The sequence below is a fragment of the Pseudoalteromonas sp. meg-B1 genome (genome assembly GCF_003173795.1).
GTDB classification, from domain to species: Bacteria; Pseudomonadota; Gammaproteobacteria; order Enterobacterales; family Alteromonadaceae; genus Pseudoalteromonas; species Pseudoalteromonas undina.
This window is the reverse complement of sequence record NZ_QGQU01000004.1, coordinates 365,122-386,791: the sequence shown is the minus strand read 5'-3', so window position 1 is coordinate 386,791 and position 21,670 is coordinate 365,122. Positions and strand designations below refer to the sequence as shown.

The 21,670-nt window shown below is 39.5% G+C and carries 24 protein-coding genes; 15 read left to right on the top strand and 9 right to left on the bottom strand.

The window, feature by feature from the left end:
• Positions 1–5 precede the first annotated feature (5 nt).
• Together DK924_RS15940 and waaA are read right to left on the bottom strand one after the other, a co-directional pair.
• Positions 6–554 (bottom strand): DUF1415 domain-containing protein, encoded by a 549-nt coding sequence (locus DK924_RS15940; protein ID WP_055013165.1) that lies wholly within the window; start codon positions 552–554, stop codon positions 6–8.
• On the bottom strand, positions 551–1,831 hold the full coding sequence (gene waaA / locus DK924_RS15935; RefSeq protein WP_109875651.1) for a lipid IV(A) 3-deoxy-D-manno-octulosonic acid transferase: 1,281 nt from the start codon (positions 1,829–1,831) through the stop codon (positions 551–553). The genes DK924_RS15940 and waaA overlap by 4 nt, the downstream gene beginning before the upstream one ends.
• A gap of 235 nt (positions 1,832–2,066) precedes the next feature.
• On the opposite strand from waaA, the gene DK924_RS15930 reads away from it, so the two are divergent.
• Together DK924_RS15930 and hldE are read left to right on the top strand one after the other, a co-directional pair.
• Positions 2,067–2,657 carry an SIS domain-containing protein gene (locus tag DK924_RS15930; RefSeq protein WP_008115583.1) on the top strand — a complete coding sequence of 197 codons (591 nt, stop codon included), beginning with the start codon at positions 2,067–2,069 and terminating at the stop codon, positions 2,655–2,657.
• Complete coding sequence (gene hldE / locus DK924_RS15925; protein WP_010390981.1) at positions 2,657–4,096, top strand: bifunctional D-glycero-beta-D-manno-heptose-7-phosphate kinase/D-glycero-beta-D-manno-heptose 1-phosphate adenylyltransferase HldE; 1,440 nt, start codon at positions 2,657–2,659, stop codon at positions 4,094–4,096. Before DK924_RS15930 ends, hldE begins: the two co-directional genes overlap by 1 nt.
• A 328-nt stretch (positions 4,097–4,424) precedes the next feature.
• On the opposite strand, the gene DK924_RS15920 is transcribed toward hldE, so the two are convergent.
• Positions 4,425–5,972 carry a capsule assembly Wzi family protein gene (locus DK924_RS15920; protein ID WP_010390982.1) on the bottom strand — a complete coding sequence of 516 codons (1,548 nt, stop codon included), beginning with the start codon at positions 5,970–5,972 and terminating at the stop codon, positions 4,425–4,427.
• A 189-nt stretch (positions 5,973–6,161) separates the two neighbouring features.
• Between DK924_RS15920 and DK924_RS15915 the strand changes: the two genes are divergently transcribed.
• Together DK924_RS15915 and DK924_RS15910 are read left to right on the top strand one after the other, a co-directional pair.
• The gene (locus tag DK924_RS15915; RefSeq protein ID WP_010390984.1) at positions 6,162–7,235 is read left to right on the top strand and encodes a glycosyltransferase; all 1,074 of its coding nucleotides are present in this window, start codon (positions 6,162–6,164) and stop codon (positions 7,233–7,235) included.
• Positions 7,232–8,317 (top strand): glycosyltransferase, encoded by a 1,086-nt coding sequence (locus tag DK924_RS15910; protein WP_010390986.1) that lies wholly within the window; start codon positions 7,232–7,234, stop codon positions 8,315–8,317. Before DK924_RS15915 ends, DK924_RS15910 begins: the two co-directional genes overlap by 4 nt.
• A 3-nt stretch (positions 8,318–8,320) precedes the next feature.
• On the opposite strand, the gene DK924_RS15905 is transcribed toward DK924_RS15910, so the two are convergent.
• Complete coding sequence (locus DK924_RS15905; RefSeq protein ID WP_055013167.1) at positions 8,321–9,043, bottom strand: 3-deoxy-D-manno-octulosonic acid kinase; 723 nt, start codon at positions 9,041–9,043, stop codon at positions 8,321–8,323.
• A 123-nt stretch (positions 9,044–9,166) separates the two neighbouring features.
• Between DK924_RS15905 and DK924_RS15900 the strand changes: the two genes are divergently transcribed.
• The 6 genes from DK924_RS15900 to glpG all read left to right on the top strand — a co-directional run bounded on the left by DK924_RS15900 (position 9,167) and on the right by glpG (position 14,433).
• Positions 9,167–10,228: a glycosyltransferase family 9 protein gene (locus tag DK924_RS15900; RefSeq protein WP_109875650.1), complete on the top strand. Its 1,062-nt coding sequence runs from the start codon at positions 9,167–9,169 to the stop codon at positions 10,226–10,228.
• Positions 10,225–10,794, top strand: a complete 570-nt coding sequence (gene gmhB / locus DK924_RS15895) for a D-glycero-beta-D-manno-heptose 1,7-bisphosphate 7-phosphatase (RefSeq protein WP_055013169.1) — start codon at positions 10,225–10,227, stop codon at positions 10,792–10,794. The genes DK924_RS15900 and gmhB overlap by 4 nt, the downstream gene beginning before the upstream one ends.
• Positions 10,795–10,957: 163 nt before the next feature.
• Complete coding sequence (locus DK924_RS15890; RefSeq protein WP_010390993.1) at positions 10,958–12,154, top strand: glycine C-acetyltransferase; 1,197 nt, start codon at positions 10,958–10,960, stop codon at positions 12,152–12,154.
• A 52-nt stretch (positions 12,155–12,206) separates the two neighbouring features.
• Entirely contained in the window at positions 12,207–13,232 is a 1,026-nt protein-coding gene (gene tdh / locus DK924_RS15885; RefSeq protein WP_010390995.1) for an L-threonine 3-dehydrogenase, read from the top strand.
• Positions 13,233–13,297: 65 nt separating this feature from the next.
• Positions 13,298–13,615 (top strand): thiosulfate sulfurtransferase GlpE, encoded by a 318-nt coding sequence (gene glpE / locus DK924_RS15880; protein ID WP_010390998.1) that lies wholly within the window; start codon positions 13,298–13,300, stop codon positions 13,613–13,615.
• Positions 13,612–14,433 (top strand): rhomboid family intramembrane serine protease GlpG, encoded by an 822-nt coding sequence (glpG, locus tag DK924_RS15875; protein ID WP_076920172.1) that lies wholly within the window; start codon positions 13,612–13,614, stop codon positions 14,431–14,433. Before glpE ends, glpG begins: the two co-directional genes overlap by 4 nt.
• Here the strand turns inward: glpG and DK924_RS15870 are convergent.
• Complete coding sequence (locus DK924_RS15870) at positions 14,430–14,828, bottom strand: flagellar basal body-associated protein FliL (RefSeq protein WP_008115596.1); 399 nt, start codon at positions 14,826–14,828, stop codon at positions 14,430–14,432. The two genes, glpG and DK924_RS15870, sit on opposite strands and share 4 nt — an antisense overlap.
• Positions 14,829–15,076: 248 nt before the next feature.
• Between DK924_RS15870 and DK924_RS15865 the strand changes: the two genes are divergently transcribed.
• Positions 15,077–15,622: a chorismate lyase gene (locus DK924_RS15865; protein ID WP_109875649.1), complete on the top strand. Its 546-nt coding sequence runs from the start codon at positions 15,077–15,079 to the stop codon at positions 15,620–15,622.
• Positions 15,619–16,497: a 4-hydroxybenzoate octaprenyltransferase gene (gene ubiA, locus DK924_RS15860; RefSeq protein WP_109875648.1), complete on the top strand. Its 879-nt coding sequence runs from the start codon at positions 15,619–15,621 to the stop codon at positions 16,495–16,497. Before DK924_RS15865 ends, ubiA begins: the two co-directional genes overlap by 4 nt.
• Here the strand turns inward: ubiA and DK924_RS15855 are convergent.
• The 3 genes from DK924_RS15855 to DK924_RS15845 form a co-directional block, all read right to left on the bottom strand.
• Positions 16,494–17,114 carry a 2OG-Fe(II) oxygenase gene (locus DK924_RS15855; RefSeq protein WP_109875647.1) on the bottom strand — a complete coding sequence of 207 codons (621 nt, stop codon included), beginning with the start codon at positions 17,112–17,114 and terminating at the stop codon, positions 16,494–16,496. The genes ubiA and DK924_RS15855 overlap by 4 nt on opposite strands.
• Positions 17,115–17,208: 94 nt before the next feature.
• Positions 17,209–18,087 carry a LysR family transcriptional regulator gene (locus DK924_RS15850; RefSeq protein WP_109875646.1) on the bottom strand — a complete coding sequence of 293 codons (879 nt, stop codon included), beginning with the start codon at positions 18,085–18,087 and terminating at the stop codon, positions 17,209–17,211.
• A 244-nt stretch (positions 18,088–18,331) separates the two neighbouring features.
• Positions 18,332–18,781 (bottom strand): DUF2721 domain-containing protein, encoded by a 450-nt coding sequence (locus DK924_RS15845; RefSeq protein WP_010391008.1) that lies wholly within the window; start codon positions 18,779–18,781, stop codon positions 18,332–18,334.
• Positions 18,782–18,856: 75 nt separating this feature from the next.
• Between DK924_RS15845 and DK924_RS15840 the strand changes: the two genes are divergently transcribed.
• The 3 genes from DK924_RS15840 to tsaD are packed head-to-tail and all read left to right on the top strand — an operon-like array spanning position 18,857 to position 20,851.
• Positions 18,857–19,219 (top strand): DUF2007 domain-containing protein, encoded by a 363-nt coding sequence (locus DK924_RS15840; RefSeq protein ID WP_010391010.1) that lies wholly within the window; start codon positions 18,857–18,859, stop codon positions 19,217–19,219.
• Complete coding sequence (locus DK924_RS15835; RefSeq protein WP_008115608.1) at positions 19,203–19,793, top strand: YjaG family protein; 591 nt, start codon at positions 19,203–19,205, stop codon at positions 19,791–19,793. The genes DK924_RS15840 and DK924_RS15835 overlap by 17 nt, the downstream gene beginning before the upstream one ends.
• A gap of 44 nt (positions 19,794–19,837) precedes the next feature.
• Positions 19,838–20,851, top strand: coding sequence for a tRNA (adenosine(37)-N6)-threonylcarbamoyltransferase complex transferase subunit TsaD (gene tsaD, locus DK924_RS15830; RefSeq protein ID WP_109875645.1), 1,014 nt, complete (start codon positions 19,838–19,840; stop codon positions 20,849–20,851).
• 23 nt (positions 20,852–20,874) lie between these two features.
• Here the strand turns inward: tsaD and plsY are convergent, their stop codons facing one another.
• Entirely contained in the window at positions 20,875–21,480 is a 606-nt protein-coding gene (gene plsY, locus DK924_RS15825; protein ID WP_010391012.1) for a glycerol-3-phosphate 1-O-acyltransferase PlsY, read from the bottom strand.
• Positions 21,481–21,670: the final 190 nt, after the last annotated feature.

Genomic DNA, 21,670 nt, shown 5'->3' with positions numbered 1-21,670 from the left:
CGAGCTTATGCGCTCGGTTTTTTGCAATTTTTAAGTAGCTGCTGCCAAAAGTGAATTCCCTTACGGCGAGCTAAGTTGATATTGTGTTCAGGAATTGACTCCGGCTCGTTGTATTCATCTAGTGCCGCGCTCATACTTGCTTCACGTATTAAGTGTAAAGTAGGAAAAGGCGAGCGATTAGTATAATTTGCAGCGTCATCTTCATCACTATCAGCAAAAACATAGTCAGGATGAAAGTTTGCAATTTGGTACTTCCCCTCAAAACCTTGTGCAACTAATAGCGCATTGGCTAAGTCAACAAGGTCTAAAAAATCTTCAAAATCAGTAAAGCCATTATCAAATATTAACAAAGTTGTTTCACGCTGAGGATCACGGTCAAGCTGGGTACATTGTTCAAGCATATCCATAACAGCATCATCAATTTTTGAGGTGTTACTAATGGTGTAGTGAATGCAGTTATTTTCAACTTCTTTACGGGCAAATGGACAAAAATTGTATTTTACAATCACAGCGCTTACCCATTCACGGGTTTGAGATATAGCTAAGTTGGTCACGATTTTGGCTCTAAATAAGGAGTTATAATGGCAAGCGTTTTGGCAATAGCGCCTTGGTTTTTAGCAACGCACTGAGCTGCTTTACTGCCAAGAATATCACACGCTTTGGTGTTTTTAATCAAGCGAAGCAATGCAAGCACCAGTTCGTCAGTATTTTCAACCACATGGGCGCCTTTGAGTTTAATAAGTTCAGGGTAAACATGGTCAAAGTTGTAGGTATGAGGGCCGGTAAGTACACCCACTGAAAAAGCTGCCGACTCTAATGGGTTATGGCCACCACGACGAATTAAACTGCCACCAATAAAACTAATATTAGCGGCACCATATAGATATTGTAATTCACCTAATGTGTCGGCTAACACAATTTGTTCATTATTATAATTTTTTTGACTGCGACGACTAAAGCTAAGATTCGAGTGAGTCAGTAGCTCTGCAACTTTATCAAATTGTTCGGGGTGACGTGGCGCAATGATCAGTAAAGCGTCAGGATGTGTTTCTAGTAGTTGCTGGTGGGCTGCTAAAATAAACTCATGCTCTATAGGGTGTGTAGAACCTGCGACCCATATAAAGCGTTCTGCTTTTTTATAATATTGCTTTAAAGAGGCTACTTTATCGAGTTGTGCAGTGGTTGGGGTAATATCAAATTTTATTGATCCCGTTACATGGCTTTTTTCAGCAGGTAGCCCTAATTCAATAAAGCGATTTGCATCGGTTTTGTCGTGACTTGCAAGTGCGGTAATTGATTGCATGATACTGCGAGTTAGCTGGGCCACTTTTTCGTAGCCTTGCTGAGACTTTTCAGATAGTCGTGCATTAACTACCAATACAGGTATATTTTGTTTGTGCGCATTAGCCATTAAGTTCGGCCATAGTTCAGTTTCTAAAATACAGAGTAATTGCGGTTTTACTCGTTTTAAAAAGCGAGTGGTGGCCATTGGAAAATCAATGGGTAAATAACTAACAGCAACGCTGTTTTTAAATTGTGCGCTAACTTGCTCTCGTCCTGTTGGAGTATTGCAGGTAATTAAAATATTTAACTGCGGTTGTTCATGTTGTAGGGCTTTAATTAAAGGGGTTGCAGCTAACACCTCGCCCACAGAAGCACAATGAAATACAACTGGTTTGTTGTTTGAAAATAAAGCGCGGCTTATGAAGCCAAAACGTTCCTTAAAGTGAGCGCGATATCCTGCGTTTTTTTTACCTCTTAGTACATATAAGTAAAATACAATCAGTGGGCTAATAATAATTAATGCGAGTGAATAAAAAATGCGTGCCATACTGTTGCTTTGTATAAATGAAAGTGGCGCTAGTTTAGCGTGAAATCGTTTTTTTCTAAATACACAAATATAAAATAGCAACTTGAAAAAGGTAACAACGATAAAAACCTTCTTTATCTGAATAATAACTTTCTACCCGTACTTTAATTTAGTTATATAGAGGTGATTTGGCTATAAAATTATGGAATAATGAAATTAATTTTTCCTGCCATTTCAGTTCCAAGAGGAATATCTCATGTCAATTATAGATTCAGTGGCAACTAGCTACCTAGAAAGTTTAAATCGTCACCAAGTATTGTTCGAAACCATGGAGGCGTATCATCAAGAGGTAATGCAGTTGTTAGAAGCATGTCATAGTGCTTTACAGGCTGGTGGTAAGGTTGTTTGGTTTGGTAATGGCGGCAGTGCGGCTGATGCTCAGCATTTGGCTGCAGAGTTTGTGGTACGTTATAAGTTAGAGCGAGGACCGTTAGCGTCTATTGCTCTAACCACAGACACCTCTATTTTAACAGCGCATAGTAATGACTATCATTTTGACACAGTATTTGAACGCCAAGTACAGGCGCTATGTAAACCTGAAGATATTGTAATTGGCTTAACCACATCGGGCACCAGTAATAATATTAATTTAGCGTTAGAAGCCGCTAATAAAATAGGAGCATTCACTGTTGCATTTACAGGTCGCGATGGGGGGAAAGTAAAAGACATCGCCAAGTTACCTATTATTATTAAAAATGATGAAACAGCCCGTATCCAAGAGGCGCATATGTTTATCGGCCATTGGTTGTGTGAAGCCATGGATATGGTTGTTGCGGAGCAGCAGTAATGGATTTATCGCTATTAAAAAACTTATCAGCAGCGCGTATTTTAGTGGTTGGTGACGTTATGCTAGACCGCTACTGGTATGGTGATTCTGGCCGTATTTCGCCGGAGGCACCAGTACCCGTTGTAAAAGTCAGTAAATTTGAAGACAAAGCCGGTGGTGCCGCCAATGTGGCTAAAAATATAGCCCGACTAGATGGCAAAGTGGGTTTACTTGGCCTAATTGGCGAGGATGAAAGCGGACAAATTTTAGAAAACATTCTAGAGGGTGAAAAAATAAATTCACAGCTTGTGAGTGTATGCGATTTGCCGACTATTTCTAAAATGCGGGTGATCAGTCGTCATCAACAAGTTGTGCGTTTAGATTTAGAAGAGGCTTTTAATGAGTCTCATAGCCAGTTGTTATTAAATCGATTAGAGCTGGTGCTGAGTGATTACGACTTTATTGTATTTTCTGATTACAACAAGGGCTCACTCGCGCTAATCCAAAAAATGATTTCGGTTGCTAAAGATGCAGGTAAAACCGTGCTTGTTGACCCTAAATCATCTGATTTAGAGTTGTACCGTGGAGCTGATTACATAACCCCTAATTTAAATGAGTTTAAATTAGCGGGTGGTCAGGTTGGTTCAGAAGAGTTGCTTGCTAGCAGCGCGCGTACCCTGATTAGTGATGCGGGTATTAACGCCATGCTACTAACACGCTCAGAACAAGGTATGTCGCTAATTGATGCAACGCAAAAGCATGACTTTGCAGCGCAACAACTCGAAGTAAGTGATGTAACCGGTGCGGGCGATACTGTTATTGCTACATTAGCTGTAATGCTAGGTGCGGGTATGACCGCCAAAGATGCAGTCGAAATTGCAAACTTAGCTGCCGGTATTGCAGTAAGTAAATTGGGAGCGGCTACGGTTTCTCCTGAAGAGTTGAGCCGCAAGTTAGGCCAATACTTACAAGCCACTGGCGAGCATTATCAAACCCCATTTGATGATGTATTACAACATATTGAATTTGCAAAGCAAAATGGAGAAACCATTGTATTTACTAATGGTTGTTTTGATATTTTGCATGCAGGCCATGTGCGCTATTTAGCGCAAGCTAAAGCGCGTGGTGATAGATTAGTGGTTGGTTTAAATAACGATGAATCCATTGCCCGTTTAAAAGGCCCTGAGCGCCCAATTAACCCATTAGATGAGCGTGCTATGGTTTTAAGTGCATTAGCCTCAGTTGATTGGGTTATTCCGTTTGGCAGTGAGGCTGAAAATGACACACCAGCAAAGCTAATTGAGCAAATTAGCCCAGATATTCTTGTTAAAGGTGGTGATTACACTGTTGAGCAAATTGCCGGTGCCGAGCATGTGTTGCGTCATGGCGGAAAAGTAGAAGTGCTTGAGTTTTTAGATGGTTGCTCTACATCAAAAGTGATTAGCAAAATTAAAAGCTAGTTTAGGGCCTGTTAATCTTTCAAGATTAAATTTGCAGTAGTCTGTTTGGTATTTAGGCAAGGCAGAGCCTATGTAGTGTTGTTATTCCCCATAAATAGGCGATAACGCAGCATCAATGCCGAACAGGCGCTGCCCAAAGGGTTCTGCCTAGGGGCAATTTACTCTTTGTTGCTCGGTTTTTACTTAGCCCGCTAGGTTACAAATCTCGCGCCGCGATTAAATCGCCCCTAGTTTGAACAAATACTAATCCGCAAAGGTCAACAGGCCCTAATGAAATCAAAAAAAGGGGATAAACTTTGGTTTATCCCCTTTTTTAATGCTTGCAAAACTAAAAGTTATATTCGAACTTTGCAAATGCAGACGTATCGTTTTCTGCTCCATCGTTATTAGAGGCAAGTCCGCCAAGGGTTAAGCGCCCCCCCATGGCAAGCATTCTGTAACGTACTTCAAGCTGTTTAGAGCTAAATGCTGTTTTGGTAATCGAGTTACCTAAGTCTGGGTTATTTGGGTATCTATCACGGTTGTCGCTGTTGTAGTCTACATCACGTAATTTTACTTGCCAGTCAGTTCCGCTTGAGAGTTGCCCAAGTACGGTTAACACTAGCGATTGCGCATCATTATCATAGGTAGAGCCGATAGGGCGACCATGGTAACGATACCCTGATTGGTAATCAGTGTGCTCATAATAGCAGTTTTCGGTCGTTGACCCCGCAGAGCAAGACACACCTGTATCAATATATTCTAAGTTGACTAGTAAATTCTGCTCGTAAACGCGATGTGTTGTTTGTAGGCCAAATAAGTACGCTCTATCAGCTGGTTTAAACTGTGAGCTCGCATCTTCACCAATCGTGCTGGCATAAACGGCATAAGGTTGGTTAAATAATGTGTCTGACCAACGAATATCAATACCTGCTAATTGATTACCTATTTTTGATTCTAACTGGCTATCACAATTAGTAGTGCCATCAACACATTTTGTATCACCGGTAATCATATCAATAAAGTCACCAGCCGAGCTTGGTTGTCCCTTACCAGCCCATTGTGCTGACCAGCTCAGTGCTATTTCTAATTGTTGAACGGGGCGAAAGTTAACCCGAGTGCTCCACAATAACGCATCAGGAATAACGCGGGTTGATTCCAGCTTAGCCATTTGTGCAGTAAACCCCCACTGACCTATCCAACTTAACCAAGGTGTTTCAAAGGCACTACTTTGCTCACGAGAAATACTAATGGCAGGTAAAGGTTTTGCATTACCAGACATAATTAAGCTGTTATCAACACCCGGCCCCCAAAATTGCTCAACGGCACCTGCTCTTACAATCCAATTACCCATACGATACGCTAAATAGCTGTCATCTAGAGAGGTATCATTGCAGTCTTTTAGTGCTTGCTCGTTTTGAGCTATATCATCAGTTGTTTTACCGTCGACTAAGCAGTTTTTGCCATCACTACGATGATTAATCGCTATTTTAGCTGCAAAGTTATGTCCTAAATAAGCGTAGGCAGCAGTTAACTCTGATTCTTGGCTATTGGTGGCACCAAAGCTAGTGGCTACAAGAGGATCTGAGCTGGCAAATGCCGAAAGCTGTACACTATGCGAACCGCTATTTTCTGACTTATAACGATGTTTTACACGTAATAACGCATCCTGCAGGCGAGGAGATAACTGTTCTAACGAAGTATTGTTTACATCATTAATAAAGCTTTTCCACATTAATGGGTACGTTGTTACTGGCGCTAAAATTATACCTGCATCGGCAAGCTGTTGTATATCTGCTCTAAGAGCATAATCATCAGGCTTTACCCAAGGTTCAGCATTTACGGTTGTAGTTACGGCACAAAAAAGCGAAGAAAGTATAAAAAATTTGTTTCGCAAAGCTCAGATCCTTATGATTGAAATTGCTAACAAGTTTAGCAATCTACGTCCTTTATTGCAGTAATTAAATCAACTCATTAAAGAGATATTAGAAAAAAATATTACTATATATTAGATTAAAACACCGCGGCTCTATCGCTAAAAAGATGGCGTTGATATACTCGCAGCAAAGAAAAAATAGAGATAGTAATGAGCAACAAACGACTTTTATTTATTCCCGTGTCATCGCCAGAAGGTATTGGTGAATATATGCGCTCGTTACAGCTAGCTCAAACCTTAAAGGCTGAGTATGGCAAGCAGTTAGATATTCATTTTATTTTAAATAAACATACGGCTTATGCTAAAAACTGCCCATTCCCTACCTTATTGTTAAATCAATCGGCAACAAAAGAAAATACGCACGTATGTCAGTTTATTAAGCAATACAAACCAGATGCGGTGCTATTTGATTGTGCAGGACGCGCTGAGCAAATGAAAGCTGCAAAAAAAGTGGGTGCTAAAGTTGTTTTTATTTCACAGCATGCAAAAAAGCGAGCAAAAGGTTTAAAGCTTAATAGAGCGGGCCTTATTGATACTCATTGGGTGGTTCAGCCTGATTACTGTATTGAACCTCTTTCGTGGTATGAAAAGCTAAAATTGAGCATGTTGTCTCTGGCCTATCCTGCTAATGTCGGGCCATTTACAGTGTTTGCATCAGCGCAACAAAAATCCGATGCACTAACCCGTTATCAATTGAAAGAGAAAGAGTTCTTTATTGTTAACGCAGGCTCTGGTGGGCACACTCTTAATGGACAAAACTGTGCTGATATCTACTATAAAGCAGGACTGAATATTGCGAAAGAAACAGGTTTAAAAGGGGTTGTGGTGTTTGGTCCTAATTACACTAAGTCGTTACCTAAAAGCGATGAGTTAATTTGTTTGCCAAGCCAAGAGGGGACTGAATTTTTAGCCTTACTAAGTCAGGCTAAGGTGGCATTATTAAGCGCGGGCGATACTTTACTTCAAGCCATTGCTTTACAAACGCCAACGATAGCATGTGCTATTTCAAAAGATCAAAATGAGCGAGTTGTTCGTTGTGCGAGTACCGGTGTTGTTAAAGAGGCTGAGCTTGATATTTTAGATATTACCCAAAAAATAAAAGAGCTACTCTTGGAACCAAATTATAATAATACGGTTGGCCAATACAAGTCGTTAGAAAGTGTGCATAGCTTTGATGTCATAACGAAAGGAGTAAAAGCGTTGTTAATAGGAAATAAGCTATGAATATTGTTATTGTAATTGACTCCCTCGTTGGTGGTGGCGCTGAAAAAGTAATGCTTACTTTGGCGCAGGAAATGGTATCAAAAGCCCACAATGTGACTATTTTGTCATTGGCGCAAAATATTGAATATGACATTCCAAACACCTTATCTGTTGAAAGTTTATTTTCAGGTCGAGCAACAAAAGTTGATCGATTTTGGCAGATAAAAAAGAATGTTAAAGTATTAGAGACATGGTTTGAGCAAAAGTTACTTCAACTTGGTTCTATTGATTTAGTACTTTCTAATTTAGATCGTAGTAATAACTTATTAGCAAAAAGTAAAATAGAAAATATCCATTTTGTTGTTCATAACTCAGTTAATGCTGAACTTGCTAGGCAAAAAAAATTAGGTCCATTTTCTTATTTATATCTTAAAAGAAGCAAACAAAATTTAAATGGGAAGTCTTTGATCTGTGTTTCAAAAGGTGTTGAAGAGGAAATACGCCAGAGCCCTTTAATTACCCCCAGCGCAATGACAACTATTTACAATCCTTTTAATTTTAAAATTATGAATGAGCAAGCAAATGAGGTAAATATCAACATACCGACCTCTCCTTATCTTATTCATGTTGGACGATTTGCTAAACAAAAACGTCATGATGTTCTGTTTGCTGCATTTGCTAAATTAGATAAAAAATATAAATTAGTATTATTGTGTAATAAGAAAGAGAAAGCATTTAAGTTAGCCAAACAATACGGAATCGAAAATCAACTTATTGTTCCTGGATTCGAACAAAATCCTTATAACTGGATTAAGCAGGCTAAAGCTCTTGTATTAAGTTCTGACTTTGAAGGGCTACCAACCGTATTAATTGAAGCTATAGCCATAGGTACACCCGTGGTAAGTACTAATTGTAATTTTGGTCCCAATGAAATATTAACCGAAGAATTAAGCAAATATCTGGTACCAACAGAGCAAAGTGACTTATTAGCAAAGGCCATTGAAGACGTTTTAATTGATAGCCCCGATATGAAAAAGGCCACTATTTTGAAAAAGGTCTCTGCAGATGCTGTAGCAGACCAATATTTAGCAATGGCGCGCTGAATATTAGCATTCGAGCTCTTGGTTATAGTCATTATGTAATGTTTGCCAATCGTTTTGCTGCCAATGAAAGTGGCTGTTGCGGCTTTGCTCTTTTAAAAAGGAGCGCTGTAGGCGAGACATGTTGCTTTGTTGCCATTTTTTATTGGGCACTTTTATTTCGCCACGGTCAAAGTCGATAATGTAAACGTCGCCAGAGTCATCAAATAAAATATTATTAATATTTAAATCAGCGTGATACACCCCTTTATTATGAAATTGGGCAACAGTTTGTGCTATTTTTTTTATCTCAGCTTCACTCAATGTGCGCTCAATCAGTATATCTAATATACTTTTAGCGCCGCTGATTGCTTCAGTAATAATATCACCTCGGTAAATGAAGCCATGTCGGCTCACTTTAGCTGCAATGGGCTTTGGTACATTTAAACCTAACTCTATTAATTGCGTCATTAAGCTAAATTCTTGATAAACGCGGGTATGCTCAAGTCCCCAATATAAATATTGGTCACTAAGTAGCTTGCCTATGAAGCCGCCACGCCAATAATGGCGTAACACAGCCGTTAAATCTGCGTGTTTAAAAAACCAAGCAGTTGCACGCCCTTTTTTAGCCCCGACAATTTTTTGCTGTTGTTGCCAGAAATCGGGGTCAAACCAATCTAACTCTATTTCGGTGCTATATTGAGGGTGGCTTAAAATGACATGGTTATTTTTGATGTGTTGATTAAACATAGCTCATAGGATTCGCTTTAATATGTGCATATATTAACGTGTTTTCAGGCTAAGGATAAGTACTTGCAATGACGCGATTATAATTTAAGATCGGGTTTTATTATTTTACTCCCAAGGAAACGTGTGACTTCAGCGCCTACTTACACTTCAATTTGTATTTTACGTCTTTCTGCTATTGGTGATGTATGCCATGCAGTGAGTGCGGTACAAGCAATTCAAAAAGCGCATCCAAATGCTAAAATTACATGGGTGATAGGGAAAGTCGAGGCGATGCTGTTAGCAGATTTGCCTGGCGTTGAGCTTGTTGTATTTGATAAAAAACAAGGTAAAGCGGCACTGAAACAGTTAAAGCAAACCTTCCAAGGGCAGTGTTTTGACGTACTGCTTAATATTCAAGTGGCTTTAAGAGCTGGTTTTGTCGCTCGCTGTATTCCTGCCAAAGTTAAAATTGGTTTTGACTGGGCTCGTTCAAAAGAGCTGCATAGTTTATTTATTAATAAACGCATTAAAGCCCAATCTCAGGCGCATGTTTTAGAGGGATTTAAAGGCTTTGCTCAAACGATTGGTGTTGATGATTATGTCCCTGTTTGGAATATGCCCTACACCGACAAAGATCAAGCTAAAGCTGATGAGCTGTTAGGTGACGATTATTTATCACATAAGCTATTCGTTATTTCGCCAGCAGCAAGTAAAGCACAGCGTAACTGGTTAGCCGAACGCTATGCCGCGCTTGCGGATTATGCACATACACAGGGGTTTAAAATAGTATTAACTGGTGGACCGACGGAACTGGAAATTAATTTAGCAAATAACATCATTAAACACAGTGATTCACCCATTCTGAACTTGGTGGGTAAAACAAAACTCAAAGAATTATTGTGCGTACTTAAGCGTGCAGACTTAGTACTTGCGCCCGATACAGGCCCAGCTCATATGGCGGTGACTGTGGGCACGCCTGTTATTGGCTTATATGCGCATTCAAACCCAGCGCGAACGGGGCCTTATTTATACCAAGATTACGTGGTTGAGGTTTATCACCAAAACTTATTAAAGCAAACAGGTAAAACCGCCGAGCAATTACCTTGGGGTACTCGGGTTAAAGGCGATGATTTAATGAGTCAAATAACCACGGATGCAGTAAAAGAAATGTTTGACCATGTTATTAAAAAAGAGTCGTTATTATGAATGATAAACACATAAATAAGGCGCTTTTTTTAGACCGTGATGGTGTAGTAAATGTTGACCATGGCTATGTATTTAAAAGCGAAGAGTTTGAATTTATAGAGGGTGTGTTTTCAACGTGTAAAGCATTTTATGACGCGGGCTATAAAATAATTGTTGTAACTAACCAATCAGGTATTGGTCGAGGTTATTACTCAGAAGCCGATTTTTTTGCCCTTAACACATGGATGAAAGCGCAGTTTACTCATCATCAAATTGAGATTACTGATGTTTATTTTTGTCCACATCATCCTAAAAATGCATTGCCAGCGTATTTAACAGATTGCGATTGCAGAAAACCAGCCCCCGGGATGTTGCTGCAAGGAATAAAAGATCATCATATAGACCCTACACTGAGTGTCATGGTAGGGGATAAATTAGGTGATATGCAAGCTGCTATTAGTGCCAACATACGCACTAAAGTGCTAGTTCGTTCGGGGCAAACGTTTGACGAGCAAGCCGCAAAATCTGCAGACTATGTTTGTGACTCAATCAAGGAACTTCCTGTTTTGCTTGCTGATCTCATTTAATATATATCTCATGTCTGTAAACTGGCAGCTTTTCCTGCCAATTAGCTAATTTGCGACGAATGACAAACAGTGCAATTTGGCGCTTAAACTTTTACAATACCCCCATTATAAATAGCAGCAACGCGTCTGCTGTTTAACCCGTTCAACCAAATGGAGATCACAGATGAGAGCATCTGCTTTTTTTAGCCAATTACAACAGCAAATTGAAGACGTTAAAGCTGAAGGTTTGTACAAAAATGAACGTGTTATCACTTCACAGCAGCAAGCTCAAATTGAAGTGGCATCAGGCGATAAAGTTATTAACTTTTGTGCTAACAACTACTTAGGTTTAGCTAACAGCCCAGAGCTAATTGCAGCTGCCCAACAAGGCTTAGATGACCATGGTTTTGGTGTTGCCTCAGTGCGTTTTATTTGTGGTACCCAAGATATTCATAAAACGCTTGAGAAAAAAATAAGTCAATTTTTAGAAACTGAAGACACCATTTTGTACTCATCATGCTTTGATGCGAATACAGGCTTGTTTGAAACTATTTTAGGTGCAGACGATGCGATTATTTCTGATTCATTAAACCATGCATCTATTATTGATGGCGTGCGTTTATGTAAAGCAAAACGTTTCCGTTATGCAAATAACGATATGGCTGATTTAGAAAAGCAATTAATTGCAGCCGATGAAGCCGGTGCTAAAACTAAACTAATTGCTACTGATGGCGTGTTTTCAATGGATGGCGTTATTTGTAATTTAGAAGCAGTGTGTGATTTAGCCGACAAATATGACGCGCTTGTTATGGTTGATGACTCACATGCCGTTGGTTTTGTTGGCGAAAACGGTAAAGGTACGCCTGAGTACTGTAATGTACTCGACCGTGTCGATATTATTACTGGCACCTTAGGCAAAGCGCTTGGTGGAGCTTCTGGTGGTTATACTTCAGGCAAAAAAGAAATTGTTGAGTGGCTTCGTCAGCGTTCACGTCCATACTTATTCTCAAATTCATTAGCGCCTTCAATCGTAACAGCGTCAATCAAAGTGTTAGAAATGCTTGAAAATGGCGGTGAGCTTCGCGCTAAGCTATGGTCAAACGCTAAATACTTCCGTGAGCAAATGGAAACGGCAGGTTTTACCTGTGCAGGTAAAGATCATGCGATTATTCCAGTGATGCTAGGGGATGCAAAAGTAGCGTCACTTATGGCTGATAAACTATTGGCTGAAGGGATTTATGTAACTGGCTTTTCATTCCCTGTTGTACCAAAAGGTCAGGCGCGTATTCGTACCCAAATTTCTGCAGCGCATAGCAAGGAACAGCTTGATACAGCCATTGCAGCATTTACCCGTATTGGTAAAGAGATTGGTGTTATTTAATTTTCTTGTTAAATCGCGGCTAAAGTCGCGATTTTTTAATTGAGTGTGGATTATGAAAGCATTATCAAAGTTAAAAGCAGAGCCAGGCATTTGGATGACAGATGCGCCAAAGCCTGAAGTAGGCCATAACGATCTGTTAATTAAGATTCGTAAAACAGCCATTTGTGGTACCGATGTTCATATTTATAAGTGGGATGAGTGGGCACAAAACACTATTCCTACACCTATGGTGGTTGGCCACGAATATGTGGGTGAAGTAATTGACATGGGCCAAGAAGTTCGCGGTTTCGAAGTTGGCGACCGTGTATCTGGTGAAGGTCATATAACCTGTGGTCATTGTCGTAACTGCCGTGCTGGACGTGTTCATTTATGCCGTAATACAACCGGTGTAGGTGTTAACCGCGAAGGTGCATTTGCTGAGTACTTAGTGATCCCAGCATTTAATGCGTTTAAAATCCCAGATAACATTAGCGATGAACTGGCCTCTATTTTTGACCCGTTTGGTAATGCTGTACATACTGCATTATCGTTTGACTTAGTGGGTGAGGATGTATTAATCACTGGTGCAGGCCCTATTGGTATTATGGCCGCGGCTGTAGCCAAACATGTGGGTGCACGCCATGTGGTTATCACCGACGTAAATGAATACCGCCTAGACTTAGCACGTAAAATGGGCGCAACGCGTGCTGTAAACGTTGCGAATGAAAAGCTTGAAGATGTAGCTAAAGAGCTAGGTATGACCGAAGGCTTTGACATTGGCTTAGAGATGTCAGGTGTTCCGAGTGCATTTAATGCCATGCTAAATAACATGAATCATGGCGGCAAAATTGCCATGTTAGGTATTCCACCTTCAGATATGGCGGTCGATTGGAATCAAGTTATTTTTAAAGGCTTAGTGATCAAAGGTATTTACGGTCGTGAGATGTTTGAAACTTGGTATAAAATGGCTAGCTTGATTCAATCAGGGCTTGATTTAAAACCAATTATTACTCATCAGTATTCAATTGATGACTTCCAAGCTGGCTTTGATATGATGATTTCAGGCCAATCGGGTAAAGTAATTCTTAACTGGGATTAATTATCCCCTGTTAAGAGAATTAAAGGCGGCATTTGTCGCCTTTTTTGTAATTATAAGAGAGCACTATGGCATTTAAACATATATCAATCGCACAAACCCTCGAACTACTAGACAAAGAAGATGTGGTGATTGCTGATATTCGCGATCCTAATTCGTATCAGACAGGGCACATTCCTGGCTCTGAAGCGCTTTCAAATGCAAATATCGCCCAATTTATGATGGAAAAAGAGTTTGACCAGCCGATTATTATTGTTTGTTATCACGGCATGAGCTCACAGGGTGCAGCAAGTTACTTAGTAGAGCAAGGCTTTGAAGATGTTTACAGCATGGATGGCGGTTTTACTGCGTGGGAAGCCGCTTACAAGGATAAAGTAGCACGATGATAGAGCTAGGCAGTCTAACTAATCCCCGCGCTGCACAGGGCTTTATAGATTACCTAAAAAGCCAAGGGCTTTCAGGGCAAATTCGTACTGAGGATGGCCATACGCTTGTTATTAGTGTGGCACCTGAAGACTTTCATGCAGTGCAGCCTTTATGGAACGAATTTGCTAAAAACCCTAATCATGAGCGTTACCAACAAGCATCATGGCAAGTAGGTACTACGCAGTCACCGTTAAAGTATCAAGGGCAGTCACTTAATTTAGTCGCTCGTTTTAAAGCCTTAAGCTGGCTTAATCAAGGTGTTAGTATTCTCAGCATTGTTGTTTATGTTGCCTTTTTATTTGGTGCGTTTGAGCCTATTTATATGGCGTTGCAGTTCAATCCTGCGTCACCACTTACCTGGTTAACACCTGCTATTGTGCATTTTAGCGCTATGCATATTGTGTTTAACTTAATCTGGTGGGTATCGCTGGGTGATAACATTGAAAAGCAATGTGGTAAGTCGAGTTTAATCGGGCTGTTTTTAGTTACCGCTTTAATAAGTAATTGGGCACAGTACTTAATGGTCGGTCCTAACTTTGGTGGGCTTAGCGGTGTTGTATATGGGTTGTTAGGCTTTTGTTGGATTTACAGCGCGCTTAACCCTAAACAGCCTGCACTGGTTACAACCGCAATTGTTGGTTTTATGCTGGTATGGTTAGTACTTGGTTTTGCAGATGTATTATTTGTTGGAATGGCTAATTGGGCACACTTAGGTGGGCTTGTTAGCGGTATGGCTTTTGCCTATACCGCTCAGCTTTTTAAAACAAAAAGCGCCTAATGATATAAATATTTAGTAAATAACAGGTCTCGGATTATTTCTTGGCCTGTTTCTTCCTTAAGTAAGCTTTTTAGTTTTTCTGCGCTTTTAAGGCGAATTTGCTCACGCCCTGTTAAAGACTTTATTTTGTTTTCAGGCTCTTTTGATAATATCTCTACTAGCGCATCACGTAACAGCGGAGTGTGGTGTTCTACAATGGCAATATCGGATGTTTTGTTTAGCATTAAATCTACCGTGACGCGAACGTAACCCATTTTTTTACTTGATGGACCAATGTAATTGGTAATAATGTCTGGCTCAAACCCAAAATAACCCACAGTAGACTCAGCACGTGCTGATAAGCTAGTTAGGCTGACTAAAAGAATAAAAAGGCCTGTAAATACTGTTTTTTTCATTTCAAAAGCGTTTCCGTAAACTGGTTACAAATAGTTTATACTTATTAGTAAATAAGATACAGCAAGATGCTGTTATTTGTTGTGTTTGTAAAAGTACTCTGGATTCAAGTTTGGGATAGGCAATAGCGAGAGTCAAATGCTGATTAGCTTTTTATGACACAGGATGTGCTTGGTATTGAGTAAATCGCGCTTTTTCAAATTCGTTGGCAATGTTATGATCTCTCTGATTTTTTTCAAGTAGAGTTATTGTGATTACTTTTCCTCTTTCTTTATCTGCTGATTGGCAGAGTACCGCTCAAGTCACTGGCTTATCTAACGCTGAGAAAGAGTGGTTATTTGAACCGCATTCTTTAACGGCTAAATTAAAAAGTCAGTCTCAGCGTTTTGCTGTAAAAGTGTTGAGTGAGCAAAAAGTAGACCTTTCTCAATCACAGCAAACGCTATTAAGTAAGCAGGTAAGTACAGTACTTAACCGTGAAGTGTTACTGTTGTGTGATGAACAACCGATTGTTTATGCTCAAAGTTGGTTGCCAGTAACAAGTAATAATACAAACAATCAGCTGCACAATATGGGAGAACGCCCGTTAGGTGATGTTATCTTTCAAGATCCTGCGTTAAGGCGCACTGATATTGAAATTGCTCGCTTTGATGATAATCACTCATTGCAATCACTGGTGAGCGAACTTAATTTACCGAATCGCTCTTTACTGGGCAGGCGCAGCGTATTTTCTTTACATAACTATCAATTTTTGGTCTGTGAGGTTTTTTTACCAGGAGCTTACTTATACTCATGAAACTAGCCGCTTTGTCTGTTAATCATATGCCCTATTACATCCAGTTAATGCGAATTGATAAGCCCATAGGCACTTTATTGCTACTTTGGCCAACTTATTGGGCACTATGGATAGCGAATGATGGTCTGCCTAGCTTAACGAACTTCATTGTGTTTACCCTTGGGGTAATAGTTATGCGAAGCGCAGGATGCGTTATCAATGATTTTGCAGATAGAAAAATTGATGGCTCAGTAAAACGTACTTGTCAGCGGCCGCTAGCGACCGGAGCGGTAAGTAGTGGCGAAGCAATTAGTTTGTTTTTATTACTCGTTGTCATCGCTTTTATATTAGTATTATTGCTTAATATCAATACTATTCTGTTATCGTTTGGTGCACTTGGATTAGCGTTTTGTTATCCCTTTATGAAACGTTACACGCAACTTCCACAGGTTGTATTAGGGGCTGCTTTTGGTTGGGCAATTCCTATGGCATTTATGGCATCAACAAACTCATTGCCTGTGCAAGCTTGGTTGCTATTTATTGCCAATATTTGCTGGACGGTGGCTTACGACACTATGTACGCCATGGTTGATAGAGACGATGATTTAAAAATAGGAGTAAAATCAACCGCTATTTTATTCGCCAGTTATGACCGCCATATTATAGCGCTACTTAACTTTAGCTTTTTTGCGTTGATGGTTTTAATTGGGTTGATGAATCAAATAGGATTTAGTTTTTGGTTGGGATTAGCTATTGCAGCAATGTTACTTGTGTATCAACAGCGTTTGATTCATTTACGCCAGCGAGATAATTGTTTTAAAGCATTTTTAAATAACCATTACGTAGGACTGGCTATTTTTATTGGTTTATTATTTTCTTACCCCGTTTTTGCTTAACGGGGTGGGTCGATAATGCCACTAATTGATGCGTTTTTTCTGAACCAACCAGCAATCGAATAGCGGTTATCAACAGCAGGAAGTACTTCATGTACAAAGCGTTCGCTTTCAAATAATACCAAAGTGCCTGCCGTGGGTTTTATTACTATTTCTATGCCTTTACTTTTAGGCTTGTAAATAACTAGCTCTCCACCTTCCTCTGGAGAGTTCAAATATAATACGGTAGTAAAAACACGGTTTGAACGACCTTTAAATGCATCTACATGTTTTTTATAAAAATCACCTTGCGTATATTTTGCATAGTGACATTCATAATCAAACAAACCCATAAAGAAAGTTCGATTAAGCGTATTACGAACTACTTCCATTACTTGCTGGTAGCCAAGTTGTGCATTTGAACTGCCATCAAACCAATAGGTTTTGTCTTTACGAACTGTATTATCAATTTGCAAGTTATTTAATCGACCAATACCAGCAAGGCTAAAGTGTGGATTTATTCTGTAGCAATCTGCCATTAAATCAAAGATTAGGTCACTATCAATGGCGTTTTCAATAATGGCATAACCATGCGTTTCAATCTGCTCTAGATAAATTCCAGAAGCTGTAAAGTTGTTCATTAACGCTAGTCATAATAGTAGGGAGCGTTAGTTTAATGTAAAAAAACTTTAAAGCTACAAATTTATCGCGTTCACCAAAGCGCATGGTGTAATGTTATGCTTTTGAGACTTTATTTATTAGCGAGAGTAAGTGGTCAACATGCTCACCTGCTTCTATTTGTTGGCTGGTTTGCACAATAAGTTGCTCATGGCTAATATCGTTATTAGTTTTAAGTTGAATCAAGTTATAGTTTTCTGCCACAGAACTGGTGTGTTCAATACCGGCAATGGCAAAATGGTCTGACTTTTCAAGTCCGGCCATTACCTGATCAATACTGCCCACTTTAATAGTTGATACTTTATTTAATGAGTCTATTACTTCATTAAGCATTGATTGCACTTGTTTTGACTGTGAAAAACAACTGAACATTGGATAACTTTCGAGTTCTTTTTTACTAATATCGCTTTTATTTGCTAAAGGATGTTGTTTTGAACAAAATAAAATAAGCTGATCAGGTAATTGTATGTCGCTACCAATGCTATTGACTATTTGCGAGCATACACTAATGTCAATTTCCCCTTGAAGTAACTTTCTATGAAGCTCAGTTTTGTTTTGTAGCTGCATTTCGATTTTAATATGCGGGTATTGGCTTAAAAATTCACCGCAGGTAATTGGTACTATGCTGCTGGTTGTTGTGGTGTAACCAATAACCAATTTTTTCTCTTCAGTGCCATTAATTGACTGAAAAGCGCGATGTTTTATTTGCTCTAGCTCATTGAGGGTATTTTTTGCAAAGTCGAGGAAAAGTTCGCCTGCTTGAGTTAATTTAACCGAGCGAGTAGAGCGGGTAACAAGTTCGTAGCCAAGCTCTGTTTCAAGAGTTTGAATACTTCGAGTTAACGCAGATGTGCTAATTTGGGTTTGTTCTGCAGCTTGCCTAAAATGACGAAGTAGGCCAAGCGCTACAAACTGTTCTAATTGTTCAAATCTCACTATATAGTCCTTTTTTATAGGTAAGCTAGGGGAATTGCAGATTAAATACTGACTTTATATCCCTACAGATCAGTTGAAATAATGTTTTTAACCACCTCCTTAGATTAACTTTCTTTTCATCGTATTTAAAGAGAATAGTTGCTAAAAGTTGTTATACCTTTGGGTAATGTTAAATAACTGTAGGGTTTTATTATTGACCAAGTTTATGCAATTTTATAACAGCTTTATTAAAGTCTCGGGTTTGTTAATTGCTGCTTTTGCTTTTAGGGTTGGGCTCAATAAAATTTTTACTTACTCGGTTACTTAAAGGCTTATTTTCAATGTTTTGCAATTCAATTTCTATGGCATCACAAGAGATGTGAATTTCAAATAATGAAGTAAGCAAAGATAAGCTTAAGCAACTTAAACTGACACCAAATAAAATAATGCCCGTGGTATTAAATTCTATAAATAATGCGAACATAGATAGCGTACATAATAAAAAAGCAGCCACTCCGTATACTTGCATGGTTCTTATTAATTTTATTCGCTTTCTAAGGTTGGTTATTTGCGCCACCACAACAGGACGAATAGATTCCCCTTCACGTGCATTCAGTTCTCGTATTAGTTGCGCTAGCACTAAAAATCGGTTTGTATAGGCGAGTAACAACAATGAGATTGCTGGAAAAAGTAAACCTGGAGTAGTTAGCGTCATAATGTGTCCTTAAATCATATTATTTGCTTTAGGTTACGCAGGCAAATAGTACACATAAAGTAAATGAGGTGGATATTGCAAAATATTAATAATAGCGATTCAAATATAACATCATTTGATTGGGTTACGCTTTATAACGCAGAAAATAGTTTAGAGGCCAATATAATAAAAGGATTGATTCTGAATGCGGGAATTGAGTGTCAAATTAAAGGCGAAATGCTGCAAGGTGCAATGGGCGAGATCCCGTTTGAGCAAACACAAGTAAGTGTGCAGGTTTATGCGATAAAAGAGCGCCATGCACGCGAAATATTGGTAAACTATCAGCAAGTAAAACAATCCGCTCCAGATTGGGTGTGCCCTAACTGTAATGAGCATAATGGATCAACATTTGATTTTTGTTGGTCATGTGGGACTTTAAAGAATGACAAAAGCGAATAATTTTCAGCGTATTAGAGAGTTAAATTACCTGCAAAAAGCGGTATTGGCCAGTGCGTTAATAGAGCGTATGTTGCCTAATTATGGACTATTTAGTGAGGCTACCGGTTTTGGCGATGAGGTTATTTTACGTAATGCTTTAAATGTATGTTGGGAAAAGATACTGCTTCCTAAAAGTAAGATTGATTTAGAAAAGCAAGTCGAAAAAATTGAACCTAATGTACCTGAACTTGCTGATTTTGATATGTTTGGCACTTACCCTGCCATTGACGCTGCCACCTCATTATTGAGCTTAATGCATGGCCTTTTAGCACAAGACGAGCAAGAATTTGTTAATGTGAGTAAAATATCGCAGGCAACTGTGGCTCGCTTTATTGAGTATCAAATGACGGTTGAAGGGGATGTTGCTGATAATAAAGCAGTGCGTGAACACCCACTAATGCAATACGAAATAGAGGTATTAGGTGAACTAATTGATTTTGTAGAAGCTATGGGGCGTATTACTGCTGAAAATGTAAAAGCATTGAAAAAGCATGTCCTTGCTGATGGCCAAACTAACATTGGTTTAGCACTTTAAGTTATTTGTTTTAAACACCTTGTTAGGTGGCAGGAGAATTAACAATGCGAATTTTAGGCATTGAATCATCATGCGATGAAACTGGTATTGCTATTTATGATGATGAAAAAGGGCTACTGGCTCATCAATTATATAGCCAAGTAAAAGTACATGCTGATTACGGTGGTGTGGTACCTGAGCTTGCATCTCGCGATCATGTACGTAAAACATTGCCGCTTATCGATGCGGCATTTGCGCAAGCTGGCTGTGGACCTGAAGATTTAGACGGCATTGCCTACACCGCAGGACCTGGTTTAGTGGGGGCTTTGTTAGTAGGTACCTCAATTGGTCGCTCTTTAGCGTATGGTTGGGATATTCCTGCGGTGGCAGTACATCACATGGAAGGGCATTTATTAGCGCCAATGCTTGAGGAAAACGTTCCCGAATTTCCATTTATTGCTTTACTCGTATCTGGCGGTCATACCATGATGGTAAAGGTTGCGGGCATTGGCCAATACGAAGTGTTGGGTGAGTCGGTAGATGACGCTGCAGGTGAAGCATTTGATAAAACGGCTAAATTACTTGGGCTTGATTACCCTGGAGGTCCTCGTTTAGCTAAAATGGCTGAGCAAGGCGTTGCCAAACGATTTGTTTTCCCGCGCCCGATGACTGATAAGCCTGGTCTTGATTTTAGCTTTAGTGGCTTAAAAACCGCCGCTTCGATTGCTATTCGTGAAAATGATAGTGACGAGCAAACTAAAGCAGATATTGCCCATGCATTTCAAACAGCCGTTATAGATACTTTAGTGATTAAGTGTAAGCGAGCACTAAAACAAACGGGTATTAAACGTTTAGTCATAGCCGGTGGTGTAAGTGCTAATACGCAACTACGTTTGCAACTAGAGCGTGTGATGCAAGGTATGAAGTGCGAAGTGTATTACCCTCGCACTGAGTTTTGTACCGACAATGGCGCAATGATTGCTTATGCTGGTATGCAGCGTTTAAAAGCGGGGCAGTTTGCTACGCTTGATATGAAAACTAAACCGCGCTGGCCAATCGATAGCTTAGAAGCAATATAGTTAACCAGAACCTAGGTTAGTTATTACTTCTTATCATTTGTAGGGGCTTGTTTAGTCCCTACTTTTGGTTCTTCACCTTTAAATAAACGCACAATATTAGTGCGATGCCTAATAATGATCAGTAGCGTAATAAAGGTCACGGGTAAGGTATATAACGGCTTTATCCACCATGTATATAAAGGCGCTAGCGTCACAGCTACTAACGCTGCAAGGGATGAGTAGCGGGTAATCGCGACAATAATCAGCCAAGTACCAATCAATAACCCACCTAAAGAGAGCCCTATCGGCAGTAACGAGCCAAATGCTGTTGCGACCGCTTTACCCCCTTTAAAACTAAAAAATAATGGGTACATGTGCCCTAAACATGCTGCAACCGCAATTAAACCAAGCTCTAGCGGCTCAAGTTTTAAAAAGTAAGCGCCCCAAACAGGGATAGTGCCCTTTAAAATATCAAATATTAAAACTAAGCATGCGGGGAGAGCGCCGCCTAAACGGTAGACATTGGTTGCTCCTGGGTTATTGGAGCCATTTGTGCGTGGATCGGGAAGTTTGAATAGCCGCGACACTAAAATGGCCGATGAAATCGAGCCGAGCAAATAGGCTAATACAAACATTAAAATGACTAACACGCGCTTCCTTATTTTTTAATCATTACTTTTAAGCTATTATTGGCGTCAAAATTTACGGGCTTCTTAAATTACTCGCAATTTTGTAACTATTCTATTGTAGAAGTAATTTTAGTATATTTAAACACTGATTAAAGTATATACAGTATTAATTTGATTGATACAATATGTAATTAACTCAGTGACTTGTTAC